Raw genomic sequence first — 14,113 nt, 5'->3', positions numbered from 1 at the left:
GCCGGCGAATTGAGGTCAACCGCCAGACCGGCCCCCTGCTGCCGTGACGCGATCTGCTGGTCCTGAGCCGAACGGAACTGCTGGTCTCGCTCGAAATTGAGCTCGCGCGCAAGATTGGCGCGGGCGATCTCGTCGGCGAACTTGCCGTAGGCCTCCGCCTTGGCCTTTATCGCAGCGATTTCGCTTTCATCCGCCGCAATACCCTTCTCGGCGGCCTCCTCGCGGATCGCAGCGATCTGTTCGAACTCCATCCGCAGTTTCGCCGCCTCGCCGGCGGTCTTGCCGATCAGAGTGAGATCGAGCTGCTGGCTGGCCAACGTCTTGTCGATCGCGAGACCGCGCGCCACCTGGGCGTCGCGCGCCTCGATCGCCTGCCGGTTGAGCTCGGCCTCCAGCGCACGGTTCACCCGGGCTTGCAGGCCTCCTCCCTTGTCGCCGTCTTCCCTGGCGCGAGCCCTGACCTGCGCCTCGATCGCAGCGAGCTTTTCGGCGTTGGTGCGCGCCCGCGCCATCTGCTGCTCGGCTGCGAACTGGTCGTTCTCACTCCTAAGCGTTGCATCGCGAACGGCGACGTACCTGCCAAACGAGCGCAGGTCGGCGAGGCCAGGGCGCGTGTTCTCCCGGTCGATGCGCGCCAGTATCTTTTCCAGTTCCTCCGCCTGCCGGGCTAGATCGACGATTTCCTTGCCGGCGATGATGGCTTCGTCGGCTAGTTTTTGCAGGCCGCGGGTTTGTCCGATCCGCTCGATTTCCTGGTTGAACTGGTAGACATCAGGTGCGCCGTCGGCGGCCTCGACTTTGAGCCGGTTAATGGCATCGGCGAATGGCGCGAACTTACCGGTGACGCTAAATGCGTTGTCGCCGAGCAGTAGGATGGCATCAGCGGTGTTGCGCAGCGCCATCGGGTTGGTCGACCCCGGCAGGAGGCTTTCGAACAGCCGCTCGACCTCGTCGTTGAAGGTGGCGAGATCGGTCTTGCCCTCACGGGCGCTCTTGATCAGGGCTTCGACAGGACCGGCGAACTGGCCTTGTTGCCCGGGATGATCGCGAAGTCCGGCGATGCCGCCGCCATTGCCAAACAGGCTTTGCGTCCAGCTTGTTCCACTCAGCTGTTCGAGGAACGGCCCAGCCTTGTCGCGTAGCATCGCGTCCAGCATGGCCTGGTTGCCCCGGACCTGCGCGGAGGTGAAGGCCTGGCCACCGATCGAGCCGACGCCTTTGACGGCCTCGCCGAGATCGCCGTATTCCTCTTTTAAGAGCTTCAGGTTCTCGGAATGCAGCTTTATGGCGTCATCCATGGTCTTGGCGCCTTCGCGCCCTTTCGTGAACCACTGGATTGTCGCCGCCGTTGCGCCGACGAGGCCGAGAACGATGAGCGAGGTCGGATTGACGATCGACAGCAACGCCGAACCCAGCGACCTGGCTGCGCCGGCCGCCCCCATCGGGCCGAGCACGGCCGAAAGCTGAGTGCCCTGCTGGAGGGCGATCTGGAGCGGGCTCATGCCCATCGCCGAGGTGACAGCGATGTCCTGGAATTGAGCGGCGACGTTCGCGCTGTTGAAGTTTCCCTGCTGAAGAGCGGGCTGCACCCTGTTCTGGTTGGCGGCTACGCTGACACGGCTAGCCGCTGCCGCCGCCGCGTTGGCCGCAACAACCTGGGCCGACAGGCGCGCCGTGGTGTTCGTGATCGCCGCCGCGAACTCATGCTGGCCCTTGGCCGCGAATTGCGCGCCGTCGCCGATCTGCCCGTATTTCCGGAATATGCCCTCGAGGATCGGCTCGGCCTGCGCCATCGTGATCTTGCCGGCGTCGATGCCGCGCGACAGGCTGTTGACGGCGCTTTGCATGCGCTGCGCCGCAGCATAGCCTTCGACATACTGCCGTGACAAGCGCGCCAGGGAATCGCCGGCTTGGCTGATCTTGGTGTCGGTCGCGCTCGCCGCCTGACCGACAGCCTGAGCCGACGCCACCATGGCGCGATCGGCGGCGACCTTCTGATCGGCGCCGACCTTGTATCTCGAGGCGTCTATTTCAGCCGACGTCACCAGGCGGGAGAGTTGAACGTTCATGTTTTTTCAGCCTCCCTTTCCTTGGTTTTGTTAGCGATGTGGATCAGCCACTCGGTATCGATGGCGGTCATGAAGGCATGGAACCGCTGGAAGGCCTCGCCCTCCAGGCCATAGCGCCTGGCGTATGCGTCATAGGCGATGAACGCGATCGGGGACTCTCCGCCCATCGCGCCGTATTGCCGGTCAAACCGAAGCGCCTCCCACGCCCGCCAGTAGAAATCGTGCCAATATTCGGCGCGGGCCTCTTCCGGGCGGGTCGGGACCTTCTCCTTTGGGAGTTCCAGCGGGAATTCGGCCGCGATCTTCGCCAGCCACTTGTTCTGGCCATTCCGCTCGAGGTCGTAGCGGAAGGCCGCCGTTAGTTTTTTGTTGCGGCCTGGACGAACTCGACCTTTTTCTTGCCAACACGGCCGGCGCACCAGAATATCATCTGACGCATGACGCGGTGCTCTTCGGCAACAAGGATTGTGCCGACCAGGTCGGGCGAATATTCAACGTCGAGGCCCTTCCAGCCGAGCAGGAGATGCTCGACTGACAACTGGCCTTCAACGCGCGCCTGAACGTCAGCTGGCACCTTGTCGTCGGGATACTCCTGCTTCAGTTTTTCCAGCACGCCCTGACGTGCCGTCACGTAGTCTGGATAGTTCGTCGACCGCACCAGAAATTCGAGCCCGGGCAACGGCGACATCTCATAAGGCTTTTCCGGGTCGAGACCAGGCCATTCCTTGACCGGAATCCAGTCACCTTCGCGTTCCTTCGATAGGTCAGCGCTCAGGCTGGCCAGCTTGATGGTCATATCGATCTCCTGTCGGGGAGTTTGAGGGATCGGGCGGCTCCGACAAGCCGCCCGCCTTCTGCGCAGAACCAGTCCCGGTGTCGGCCGGGAACTCTAAATCAGACGAAATATTCCAGGCGATCGATGATGAGATGGGCAGACGTCAGCTCATCCTTCGACGCCTGGCCGACCAACGGCAGCGTCGTGTCGGTGTTCTTGGCCGTCGCCGATGGGGCACCGTCGGTGAAGGTGATACGCGGGATCGCAAAGATGATTGCCTGGTTGTTCTTGGCGATGCGCGTGTTGATGTTGCTCGGGGTCCCGGCGAAGAGCTTGGTCAGCAGCGCGTCCGACCCGAAATAGGTTGGCGCGTTGATCGTGACGTCGAAGCTGCCCTTGCCGATGTCGACTGGCCCGATCGTTTCGTCGCAGTCCAGCGCATTGATCATGCGAAGATTGTTGTTCACGCTGATCTGCAGCGACTGCATCCAGTTGGGCGAACCGAGACAGACGCCGTTTTCCGCGATCCTGCCGACATTGACGGCCGCCGCCATGACGGCATTAGTCGTCGCCGCATCCGGCGCGCTGTCGAGCGACGCCGTCGAGGCCTGCCCGCTCATCCCGGAGAAGGTGAAAGTGTATTTCGCCTTGTCCTCGGTCGTGAAGTTGAACTGGCCTTCGCCGGCGACCATGCCGCGCTGCGCAATATAGGTCGGCACAGCTTGGCCCATGAAGCCGCGCTCGATCGTGCAGCTCTTGGTGTCAACGCCGTTCTTGATCTGGTCCCCGAAGAACACCTGGATCGTCTTGCCGGTACCGACATCAGTCGCCCAGCCGGCCGGCAGATTGTCGAGGGTCAGTTTGGCGGCGGCGATCGCCGTGATGCGCGCCCAAGCGTTGCGACGGGCAACGGCGCCGGCGGCGACCAGGAAGGCGAAGCTGGTGATGTCGGCGGTGCCGCCGATCTTGACCCACTGGCCGACGCGCAGTCCGAGCGTGGTGAAGTCGAGCAGCGTCGAGCCGAGACCGTCGGCGAGCGCCGTGATGTCAGCCGCGGCACCCATGAAGCCGACCACCTTCATGCGCGCTGTAGCGGGAGGCGCGGCCTCGGCGACAAAGCCGGCGCCAAGGAATGCCGGAACCGTCGCGCTGCCGGTCGTGCATTTGAAGACGCCATTGTTCGCCGATGCGGTGAAGCCGGTGAAGCGCACCAGCTGACCGGCTACGAATGCGGCGCCGGCGGTTACCGTGGCGACGTCAGTTGTGTCGGCCAGCGCGGTGATGACGGAATCGGCGACACCATCATTGTCGCGGAATGGTGTGTTCAGCCAGGTCGAGCACATCAGCGACTTCAGCCAGATCGACAGCGGAGATTCATCGACCGGGAATGAGAGCTCGCCATTGATCGGGCCGCTGTTGGTCTCGTTGACCTTGATCGGGTCCGAGTTCATTCGGTCGTCGCGGATCTCTTCCGAGGTGACGAAGGTTGGGCGAAAGGCCAAGGTCTCGCCGGTGAAACGAGCGGTACGCATCCGCGGTGTCACCGGGGTTGTGCCGAGGGTAACTTCCTCGACGACGCTCATGCGGGTGCGGTTGGAATCCATTAGAGGCTCCATCGATGGGCCGCCTCAATGGGCGGACGGGGTTGATCGGTTGAGAGGAGAGGCTAGTCCGCCTTGGACGGATGCTGCTTTTTCGGCTTCGCCGCGTGTGGCAGCTTTTCGATGTAGCCGCCGTCGGCCAGGCCATCGAAGCTTTGCGGCGACAGATCGTCCTGCGGCGAGACGCGATCGCCTTCCTTGAACCGGCGCAGGCGCGTCGGGAATGCTTTCAGCACGAGTGCCATCATTCGTCCCTTTCAAAATTCACGGTTGCGGTCATGGCGTAATAGTTGGCAAAGGTACGGCCGGGATCGCCGGCGCCGATCGAGGCGTCGCGGAATGTGACGCTGTCGATATCCTGGCCCCGGAACAGACCGACCAGCTGCTTGGCCAGCGTGCGCGCCCGGCGGCTGCCGGTGTTGTTCGGCGTCATGACATGCAGATAGACTTGGCCGGCCTCCCGCCAGAGGTTTTCGTCCCGCAGCTCGGCCCCGATCGACACCTGATCGAAGAAATCGCCAAAGACCTCGACGTAGATGAACTCTGTCGGCGTGTCCGGCAGCTCGTAGGGATCGTTCTCGAATACGACATCGGTCAAACCGCCCCATTGATCGGCGATTTGCTGAACGACAACGTCGAAAGCTTCAGGACTGGCCATCAGAGCGCATTGATCAGGATAGAGGGGTAGGCAATCGGACTCCCAACCGCATATCGCCGAGTGCCGCGTTTGAGGCGGTAGGGGATCTGCGCATGCAGGCCGGCTCGAATGTTGAGGAATTTGGCCTCAAAGCTGTAAGCACCTCGGAATCTGCTCCCCATTAAGCGAGCGGCGCCCTGGAAAAGGCGCTGTTCCGGTATGCCCAGATAGCCCACCTCAGCCTTCCTCACGGTCGGCATGAAGTTGGTGATGATGATCTCCGCGTCCGGCCTGATTTTGCTGAAATCTGTCGCCACCGCGCGTCCGCCCGCGATGACGATAAAGGACGAAGCGAACTTTCCTGATCGCCGCGGCGAACGCTTTTGCAGTTCGGCCAGCGCCGCATTGATAACCAGCGGCCAATTGACGAACTCATAGACGATCGGGCCAGGAGCCTTCACCGCCTCTTCCGGCGCATTGTGGACGCCGTTCACATAGCGCTCGTAGTTCGGGCTGGCGATGCCTTCACCGATGACGCGCTTCAGCTCCTGCTTGGCAAAAGCCGCCAGCGCCTTGTCGATCGCCCCCGGCTCCATGCCGGCGGTCGCGAGCCTCAAATCGCGCTCGAAGAACTCGAAGCCAGCCATCAGCCCGACACCAGGAGATCGATCCTGACCAGGACACCCTGGACAGAGATCGGCTTCGGCAGTTCAATGTTCCGCTCCCGACCGTCGATAACGGCCTTGTCGCCCTTCTTCAGCGGCAGCATCGCGGCGAGGCCAGTCGGGCTTACGACGACCGTCGACGCCGTCTGATCGATTCCTTCGACCAGCTCTTCCGCCCGTACACCGCGTACCGCGGCCGGAACATTGTCGATATCGATCTTCGGCCGCGGGGTGCCCGTCGGGGCAGTGTAACGCCGGATCGTGATTGCGGTGCCAGCGTCGGCCAGGCCTGCATCAAGATCGGCTATCAGATCGGCGGGAGACGTCATCATGCCACTGCGACGTTGATGTATCGAGAGAGCTTGGCGAGGATGTCCGCGGGAACTGGCCCAGCCGTGGATCCTGGAACGGCGCCAACCCAGTAATCCTGTCGTACCGTTCGGACATCGGGAATCTCGACGCTCTCGCCCTTTACCAACGGGTCGCGCGCGCCGGCAGACAACCGCAGCCTGGCAAGATCCATCGCGGCGCCGACCAGATCGGCCGGCACGGTCTCAAACCCCGCGGTGTACTCGACCACCGCATCGCCCCGCAGCCAGGTCAACGTTCGGGTACCGGAGATCCTTTGCAGCAGGCCGGCCTCGGCGTCCAGATCGGTGTCGTCGGCAATAAGCGCCGTGCCTGCCTCTTCGACCAGCGTCAGATCGGAGATAAAACGTCGAGCGAGGAACAGCACGTCGTCGCAGCCGCGCTGCCTGAAGACTTCGCGAACCTCTTCGCTGCGCAAGGTTGGAACATGAACGCCATCACCGCGGATCTGGCACGCCGTAGCGATATCGGCGGAGACCCTGGCGCCGAGTTCAGTCAGCTCGGCATCACGGCTGGCGTCGCCGGCCACGAGACCCGCGGCGACGCGCAGCTGCTCGATCGTCAGCAAGGAAGGGTCGGCCGCAGGCGTAACCACGGTGAAAGTCGAACGCATGCGGCCCGCTCCGGATTTGTTCGATCAGGCCGACTTGCCGGCGTTGATCGCCTCGATAATCTCGGCCTTCGTTTTTGCGGCACTGATGTCGACACCGCGGTCGGCTGCAAGCTTCTCGAGATCGTCCTTCTTCAGGGTCTCGAGGTCGACGAAGTCGGCCTTCGGCTTAGCGCCGCCGGCCGGCAGGGGATCGCCGAACTGGTTGGTCGCCTTGTTCTCGCCGCCGGCAGCGGCGCCTTTCTCCGCGGCCTCCTGCTGTGCTTTCTGCTGATCGACGGCGGCCGCCGCAGAGGGAGGCGTCGCCTGACCAGGTGACGACAGCGGCTGCTCGGTGACCCCGGAATTCGGATCGATCGAGCGGACCGGTTCCGCACCCTGCATCTCGCGAAGCATCTGCTGCTTGGCCGCGAAGATCAGCCGGGCATGCACCATGTTGCCGCTGTATGGCGTTCCCGACCGCGCAATGATGTCCTTCAGATCCTGGTCGGATGCAGCGGAGAGCTTGCGGTCGAGCGCCTCGATGATGTCGCGGTTCAGCTGCTCCTCCTGGGGCAAATCGGTCGACTTGCCTTCCTCCAGGTACCCGGCGGCCACCAAGCCGTCGAATGTGCTGTCGGCGAGCTTTGCTCCCTCCGGCGGAAAAGCGGTGCCGATGGCGAGGTGCGAAACATTGATCCCATCGAAAGCGAATGGGAATGCCTTGATGACCCTGCCGGTTTTCATAGCGGTCAATCCTTATGTTGAGAATGTGGGAGGAAGACCGGCGCAAGGCGCGCCGGCCGGCTGATCAAACCCCCTCAAAGGTGGGCGTTTACGCCTTATGCAGGAGGATTGGCGGCGGGAGTGAGGTTCAGCTTGCCGTTGATCCAGACGCCGGCTGCGAAGATGTTGCCGGTATTCGCAGCAGGTGTGAGCGTGACCCGCTGATACTGCTTGCCGCCCGTGTACCCGATCTTGAAGACCTTATCGTCGCTGGAAAAGAGCGGCGTCGCCAGCAGCTCGGTGCCGTTGAGCATGTCGTCCGGCACTGCGACGGCATCGGACAGGTTGGCGGCATCGCCATGTTCCATCAGGAACGTAAAGGTGGCGTCGGCGTCGGCGATCGCGCCCATGAGGAGCAGGAACGCCACCGATTCCGCACCCAGTCGATTGTTGATCTGGGAAACGATGGCAGTGTTGTCGGCAACCGCAGCGGCGGGCGAGATGCCGCGCTTTGGATCGATATGAGAAATGATGTCCCGCATGGGACCCTCCGTGAGATTACCGGCGCGCCTCGCGCAGTCCCGGCAGGCTTTGAGAAAGGGGCGCGGCGACTACCGCGCCCCGGGGTTCATCTGGGGATCAGGTACCGACAACCTGGAGGGCGTAGGCCTCGAAATCGACGACGTCGCCACCGACGCGCTGGCGCGTGTAGAATTCGACGAACGGCTTCGAGGAATACTGATCGCGCAGGGTGCGGATGCCGAGGCGATCGACCACGGTATATCCGGCGCGGAAGTCGCCGAACGCCACCGGCAATGTGCCGGCGCCGACGGTTGGCATGTCATCGGCGCGCCTGACATTGTAGCCGAGCAGCATCGAGGGCTTGCCAGCCTCGAGACCGGGCCGCCACATGTACTGACCATTGAGGTCCTTGAAGAGCATCACCGCCCCCAGGGTGCCACGCTTCATCAGCCAGGTCGCATTGGCCAAATACTTGTCCTTCAGCGAGAAGGTCATCGTGACCAGCCCGTTGTCGGTCAGCAGGGTGGCATGGCCAGAGGGAATCTGCGCGATGGTGCCGCGGACACCAGCCGATCCCGCCGGATAAGTCAGGATCCCGCGGGGTTTCTTGATGCCGTTGCCCGAGATGAAGGCGAGGGCGCGCATGCGGGCGAACTTTTCGCTGACCTTGCGTTCCAGCCAGGCCTCGACGTCGATTCCGGCATCCTCGAGGAGCTGCTGGGACGCCTTTGGCTTGGCGTAGATCTCGAACACAGGGATACGCTGTTCGCCGACCTGTGGCGTAGACGTCTCCGGACGCGCCTCGGTTTCACCGACCCAGCCTGCGCCGGCTTCATCGGTGTCGATCGCGATGAGCAATGCGTCGCCGGTGACGGTCTCGTGATAGGCGAGTTCGTCGATTGGCGAGGTTTCCCAAACCTTGGTGACGATCCTGGAAGAGGTCTGTGTCGGCACCAAAAAGCCGCCGTCGGGATCGGAGCCGACCATCATGGCCTTCTGCTCGTCCTGGCTGAGTTGGTTCATCTCACGCCGGAGTGACATCTTGAAGGCGTCCTGGTAGGCCTTGTATTCGTCGACGTTGACGTCTTCAGGCTTCAGGATGGTGCTGAGCTTCAGTTCTCCGCGGCGAGACATCGCCACACGCTTGAATTCCGTCGCGTGCTTGAGAACAGTCTCCTGCTCGCCGCCGCCGACGCCGGGACGGCCGAGCTTCTTCTCGATCGCGAGGATGGCGTCGGCCTCTTTCTGAGCCTTCTCCATCATCTCCTTGACCTTGGCCTCGATCGCGGCGTGCTTCTCTTCGACGCCACGGCTGAGGTTCTCAAGATCCTTCTTGAGCTGAGTGCCTGCAGCCGCGTCCGTGCCGGCCTTTTCGGCGAGCTCGCGGACAGCCTTGAGGTCCTTTTCCATTGAGGTCTTCAGCGTGCCGACGTCGTCGCCAAACTTCTTCACCTCGCGCTGGACATCTTCCAGCACGTCTTTCAGTTCGGGCATTGTGCCCTCCTTATGCTTGGTTGGGGGAAATCAGCTTGCGCGTGGACCGAAGTCCTTCCAGCAAACCAGCTACATCCAGATCGCCCCCAGCCTCTCGCCGTGCGATCTTGGTCAGACGGCCGACAAAATCGCGGGCCGTGTTCTTCGTCCATCGCGGTCCGCCTGCCTCGCGCAAGAAGTCCTCGAAGTCCGAAAGGGTTTTCAAGGCGTCGATGTCAGCGGATTTGACCGCGCCAACGGTGGCCTTGTCATTGGAGGGAAAGGTGACGACGCTGAGTTCGACCAGCTCGATCTCATGCAGCGTCCGGGATGGATCGGTCGGCTTGGTGCCGACGGTGTACTTCTTCGCGCGGTAGCCGATCGAGAGACCATCCAGCGATCCGGCCTTCATGCCTTCGTAGATCAGCTGGCCGCGGTCAGTGCCAAGCGCGAACAGCTGGCCCTCGACCTTCAGGCCCTTGGAGTTCTCCTCCATGGAGTTCCATTTCCCGATCGGCAGCATGTCGTCGACGGGACCGAAGAAACCGCCGTGCTGCAGCAGCATGGGAGGGAGCTTGCCCTTGGCCTCCCAAGCCCTCAGCGATTCCTTGAAAGCGCCTTTCTCGATGACGTCACCGTGACTATCGACGTTCCCGAATATCGAACCGTAGCCGGAGAACGTGCCGTCCTGGGCGCCATTGGCAAATTTGACCTCGCAGAGATCGGAGGTGAAACGATCCATCTTCATTCTCCAGATGGCGCCGGTTTTGTCGGCGCGGTGATCGGTACAAGTTTTCCGGTCTCGTCCAAGGTGGCCATCCCTGACGGCACGAAGAGGGTGTCGGCGCCGTCGACGGCATCCATTTCATCCCAGCCGCGGACATCGTTCTGCGTCACCCAGCCCGGGTTGTTCGGCCCGCCAAGCGCGATCTGGTTGTATTTCGCCTTTGCCTCGACGCTGGGGCTGAGGAAATCCGCGTCCACGAAACCGGTGTAGAAGCCCTGCTGCCGTTCTTTTTTCGACAGCAGATGCAAGTCGGCGGAGCCGCCGAAGCGGCGATGGATCGGCCGGACGCAGTGGACGAGATGGGCGAGAAACATCTGTTCCGCCGAAGCAAAGGTGGCGTTTTTGTCCCCGGAGAAACCGATCATGATCGGCATCACCCGCAGAACTTCGCAGATCCGCTCGACCTGGAATTTCCTTGTCTCGATATGCTGGCTGTCGACCCCAGTCATCTGCATCGGAACGAACGTGGCGTTCCGATCGACGACCATCAGCCGGCCGGTGTTGTTCGCGCCACCAAAGTTCCGACGGACCCATGCGGCAAGCCGGATCAACCCGGCTTCGTTCATCGAGCCTTCGACGGAAAGCATTCCGCTTGGCCGGACACCGTTCCGATGGAAGGCGGCGTGGCTCTCTTCTGTTGCCAAGGCCAGGCCGATCGCTTCTGCGGCGAGACGAACGACGTCGAGACCGTCGATCGTGTCCCAGGACGGCCCTTTGACTTCCCAGATCTTATCCTCAGTGACGGTTGCTGAGGTGCCGTCCAGGCCTTGAAGCGTATAAACACGGGAGTAGTCCGCGTTCACCCGCTTGGTGACGCGGCCAGGATCGAGCAGGATGATCTCAGCGATTTCGCCGCGCACGACGTTTTTGAAGGCGTATGAGCGGCCGGCGAGATCAACGTGGAAGCTCTGCGTCTCCCGGAACTCCAGGCTCGTCATCCACTCGTTTGGTGCTGTGGCCAGCAGATCGTACAGGGGATGGTCGCGGGCCTCCCGTCTCCCCACCACGGTACGCCCGTTCTTTGTGGTCTCCGTTCTCTGATAAAGCTTCCAAGGCACTGTGGCGTGACCGTCGGCACGAACCCTGCAGCACGCCAAGACGGTCGTGTTCGAAAGCGAGGACTTCCAGTTCACGGAGACGCCCGACTTGGACGACCGATAGCCGCCGAAGAAATCTGCCCACATCTCGTCAACTAGACCGTAGCGGCTTCCGCCCTGGTCCTTGCGCTCCCCGCCGGCGAGGGCTCCGAAGAGGCCGCGCATCAGGAGTCACCCCCCGCCGGCATCGATGCGCGGCGGGCCAGCAGCAAGGCTGCACCGGTCAGGATGATGCCGCCGGCGATGTAGGCGGCGGGGACGTAAATTTGCCAGATCCCATAGACGATCGATACAGCACCAGAGATCCCGACGAGATCTCGCAGCAGTGTCGGAACCGCGGCGATCGCCACGGCGGCACTGCGGCCAACACCGCGCGCGGCGGCCGAGACAAAGCGCATCTGCTGCTCCAGCGGTCAGTAAACGTGGGAAACTGCTTCGGCTTTGGCTTCTGCCAACGCGTTCGCTTCGGCTCGGGCAATTTCAGCTTCGATCTTCGCCTCGAGATCGTCCAGATTATCGGTGTCCCAGCCCGACGAGGCCGACGCCACCGGGTTCTTCACCATCACGCTGACCGCATCGAAAAGCGCCATCACTGGGTCGATCTTGGCGTCACCAGCGTTCTGCTTTGTTGCCCGGATAGCGGTCGCGGTCGGCTCGATCTTCACGTTCTCGACACACCAGTCCATCAACCCAGACTTGCCGTGCATCAGCATTCGATTGGACAGCCGGCCCTCGCTCGTCTTGATGGCGTTCATGAGCTTGTAGCCCTGGCCAACGCCTTCAACCTGACCGCCTTCTTGGGTGATGTGGATCTCAGCGAGAGCATCGACGAGTTCACCATATGGCCCTTCCGCATCAACGGCGACACAGGCAAGAAGGCCCGTATCGTTCACTTGCCGAATGACCCCAATACTCTCGGCGAGACTGATGATCGTGTCGTCGACGATCGTAAGTTCACCGGCCGCTTCGAAGTCCAGCAGTTTCGTTGCGATCGACTGGCGCCGATCGAGAACACCACGGTGGCACCAGGCGTGGCTCCAACACAGCCACCGCTTCATTTTGATGACGATGTCTTGACCGGCGATCTTGACCGTCACCTCGATCTCCGCTGGTTCACGGCCGAGAACGGACAGCCCGTAAAGATCGTCGAGCCCGCCACCATCTATGCCGACTACGACCGCTTCGCTTCGCTTGAGGAGAGACTGCAGCGTGATCGTGTCGTCTTCGGAGTGAGCCCAGTAGGCGGCTCCTGGCCAGCCGTCGGTCTTCATGCCGACGCCCATCTCGATGTTGAGGTGCTGCGAGGCCCAAATACGGGTCGGCTTGTCGCCCTTTTCTCGCTCGGAGTTCCAATCCGGGATCAGGTCATGAAGGTGTATCGAGCGGCTGAGGTTCGGCATCACCATCGGCCAGTTGGCCGAATCGCCCCACTTCTCTTTGTCCTTGGCGATGTCGGTCGGGAATTCGTAGAGCACCGGCAGCATCGACCGGATGACTTTGCCGCGGTACTGACCATCGCGAATCTTGCGGGCCATGTGCAGCTCATCCTTGAACGCGCCGGCCGGGATTTCGTCGCTCTGAGTCGTCGTGATCAGCAACACGCCTTCATTCGTCTTGTCGAGGCCACCGCGTATCTGGCGCAGCACCTTTGTCGTGTGCTGGTTGCGGCCGAGAAGGTGCAACTCGTCGACCAAGGCAAAGATCACGATCGCTCCGGTGAGAATGTCGAGAGCGAACGTCTTGACCTTCAGTTCAGAGTTCGTGACCAGGCACTGGATCGTCTTCTCGTGATCCTTGCGGTGGAACCGGCGCTGCAAGTCGGGTGATTTGCTGATCATCGCGGTCGCCTGATCATAGGCGCGATCAGATATCGTTTGCGTCGGGCCGACAAACAGCGCCTCGACGTTGTGGCGCTTGTTCATCATCATCGCCGTGAGCATCAGGCCGGCGCTGTAGGTGGTCTTTGACGATCCCTTCGGTGCCATTACGAAGAAATCGCGGATGGCGCGCCGGCGAGTTGCTGGGTCCCAGGATCCGAAGATCACGCGGACCAGGTCACGGAACCACTGTCCCGCTGCCTGGCCCAGCGTCATCTCGTCGAGACCATCCGGCAACGGAAGCGCATCGAAAAACGCAAGCCCCATGTCGGCCTCAGCCTCATTGAGTTGGAGACCGTCGGGAATGAGCGGAAGGCCTTGCCGCATCCGCTCTTCCCAGTCGACGCAACTCAGGTCCCACATGTCAGTGCGACGTACCCTGCCGCCTGGCCATTAGATCGCCCAGCGTCGACCCGGTGTCAGGCTGGCGCGCATCAATCAAGGCTTGCTCTTTCTTGCCCAGCTTCGGTCCCTTTTCTTCAGCCTGGGGTCGTGACGTCTGGCCGTAGAGCATCAGGTCGTTCTGCTCGACGAACTTGCGGAAGGCCTTGCCGGCCGCGGAGCTTCCGCCCTCGAACTGCGTCCAGAAGAGCATCGCGGTTCGGGCATCCGGCCGATCTCGTGCCTCGTCCCTGAATCTGAGCTCGCGAAAATAATTCTTCCGCAAAGTCGGCGGTGTGATGCTCAGAGCGCGGGCGATCCGCTCGTTGTTCCAGCCCAAGGCCAGCAACATGTTGACTTTGTTGCGGTTTGCCGCAGTCGCTATGTGCTGCGGTCGACCTCGCTTGCCCCAGCCTTCGGGAACCGGGTCCCCAAACAGGTCGAAAATCTCACTCATCGAAAAAAAATCCCTCGCTGAGCCCCAAGCGGTTAGGACCCCGGGAGGCCCCAGAGATTTGACCCCCCTCCCCCATCAGGGTTGGGCG

17 protein-coding genes are annotated in these 14,113 nt (G+C 62.2%); all 17 read right to left on the bottom strand.

The genetic code is table 11. The annotated features are described in order from the left end of the window. On the bottom strand, positions 1–2,069 hold a 2,069-nt coding region (locus EOA78_RS31960), incomplete at its 3' end, for a phage tail length tape measure family protein (protein WP_206533541.1). Further along, positions 2,066–2,488: a hypothetical protein gene (locus EOA78_RS31955; protein WP_127319347.1), complete on the bottom strand. Its 423-nt coding sequence runs from the start codon at positions 2,486–2,488 to the stop codon at positions 2,066–2,068. The genes EOA78_RS31960 and EOA78_RS31955, both read right to left, overlap by 4 nt. Beyond that, positions 2,428–2,865 carry a hypothetical protein gene (locus EOA78_RS31950; RefSeq protein ID WP_127319345.1) on the bottom strand — a complete coding sequence of 146 codons (438 nt, stop codon included), beginning with the start codon at positions 2,863–2,865 and terminating at the stop codon, positions 2,428–2,430. The genes EOA78_RS31955 and EOA78_RS31950 overlap by 61 nt, the downstream gene beginning before the upstream one ends. Positions 2,866–2,963: 98 nt before the next feature. Next, positions 2,964–4,448, bottom strand: a complete 1,485-nt coding sequence (locus EOA78_RS31945) for a phage tail tube protein (RefSeq protein ID WP_245477905.1) — start codon at positions 4,446–4,448, stop codon at positions 2,964–2,966. Between the two features lie 62 nt (positions 4,449–4,510). Continuing rightward, positions 4,511–4,690, bottom strand: coding sequence for a hypothetical protein (locus tag EOA78_RS31940; protein ID WP_164784023.1), 180 nt, complete (start codon positions 4,688–4,690; stop codon positions 4,511–4,513). Next, positions 4,690–5,103: a hypothetical protein gene (locus EOA78_RS31935; RefSeq protein ID WP_127319339.1), complete on the bottom strand. Its 414-nt coding sequence runs from the start codon at positions 5,101–5,103 to the stop codon at positions 4,690–4,692. The genes EOA78_RS31940 and EOA78_RS31935 overlap by 1 nt, the downstream gene beginning before the upstream one ends. Continuing rightward, the gene (locus EOA78_RS31930) at positions 5,103–5,729 is read right to left on the bottom strand and encodes a hypothetical protein (protein ID WP_127319337.1); all 627 of its coding nucleotides are present in this window, start codon (positions 5,727–5,729) and stop codon (positions 5,103–5,105) included. Before EOA78_RS31930 ends, EOA78_RS31935 begins: the two co-directional genes overlap by 1 nt. After that, a complete protein-coding gene (locus EOA78_RS31925; RefSeq protein ID WP_127319335.1) occupies positions 5,729–6,076 on the bottom strand; it encodes a hypothetical protein in 348 nt (115 codons plus the stop codon). The genes EOA78_RS31930 and EOA78_RS31925 overlap by 1 nt, the downstream gene beginning before the upstream one ends. Continuing rightward, positions 6,076–6,729, bottom strand: coding sequence for a hypothetical protein (locus tag EOA78_RS31920; RefSeq protein WP_127319333.1), 654 nt, complete (start codon positions 6,727–6,729; stop codon positions 6,076–6,078). The genes EOA78_RS31925 and EOA78_RS31920 overlap by 1 nt, the downstream gene beginning before the upstream one ends. Positions 6,730–6,753: 24 nt before the next feature. Beyond that, entirely contained in the window at positions 6,754–7,452 is a 699-nt protein-coding gene (locus EOA78_RS31915; protein ID WP_127319331.1) for a hypothetical protein, read from the bottom strand. 95 nt (positions 7,453–7,547) lie between these two features. After that, complete coding sequence (locus EOA78_RS31910) at positions 7,548–7,973, bottom strand: hypothetical protein (RefSeq protein WP_127319329.1); 426 nt, start codon at positions 7,971–7,973, stop codon at positions 7,548–7,550. A 97-nt stretch (positions 7,974–8,070) separates the two neighbouring features. Further along, complete coding sequence (locus EOA78_RS31905; protein WP_127319327.1) at positions 8,071–9,447, bottom strand: phage major capsid protein; 1,377 nt, start codon at positions 9,445–9,447, stop codon at positions 8,071–8,073. 10 nt (positions 9,448–9,457) lie between these two features. Continuing rightward, positions 9,458–10,168, bottom strand: coding sequence for an HK97 family phage prohead protease (locus EOA78_RS31900; RefSeq protein WP_164784022.1), 711 nt, complete (start codon positions 10,166–10,168; stop codon positions 9,458–9,460). A 2-nt stretch (positions 10,169–10,170) separates the two neighbouring features. Continuing rightward, a complete protein-coding gene (locus tag EOA78_RS31895) occupies positions 10,171–11,475 on the bottom strand; it encodes a phage portal protein (protein WP_127319323.1) in 1,305 nt (434 codons plus the stop codon). Beyond that, positions 11,475–11,708, bottom strand: coding sequence for a hypothetical protein (locus EOA78_RS31890; protein WP_127319321.1), 234 nt, complete (start codon positions 11,706–11,708; stop codon positions 11,475–11,477). The genes EOA78_RS31895 and EOA78_RS31890 overlap by 1 nt, the downstream gene beginning before the upstream one ends. 15 nt (positions 11,709–11,723) lie before the next feature. Further along, on the bottom strand, positions 11,724–13,514 hold the full coding sequence (locus EOA78_RS31885; protein ID WP_245477902.1) for a terminase large subunit: 1,791 nt from the start codon (positions 13,512–13,514) through the stop codon (positions 11,724–11,726). 37 nt (positions 13,515–13,551) lie between these two features. Next, on the bottom strand, positions 13,552–14,025 hold the full coding sequence (locus EOA78_RS31880) for a hypothetical protein (RefSeq protein WP_127319317.1): 474 nt from the start codon (positions 14,023–14,025) through the stop codon (positions 13,552–13,554). Positions 14,026–14,113 lie beyond the last annotated feature (88 nt).

Source organism: Mesorhizobium sp. M5C.F.Cr.IN.023.01.1.1 (assembly GCF_003997585.1).
GTDB classification, from domain to species: domain Bacteria; phylum Pseudomonadota; class Alphaproteobacteria; order Rhizobiales; family Rhizobiaceae; genus Mesorhizobium; species Mesorhizobium wenxiniae.
Note: the sequence above shows the minus strand (reverse complement) of the source record. Positions and strands in the feature narration are given on the sequence as shown.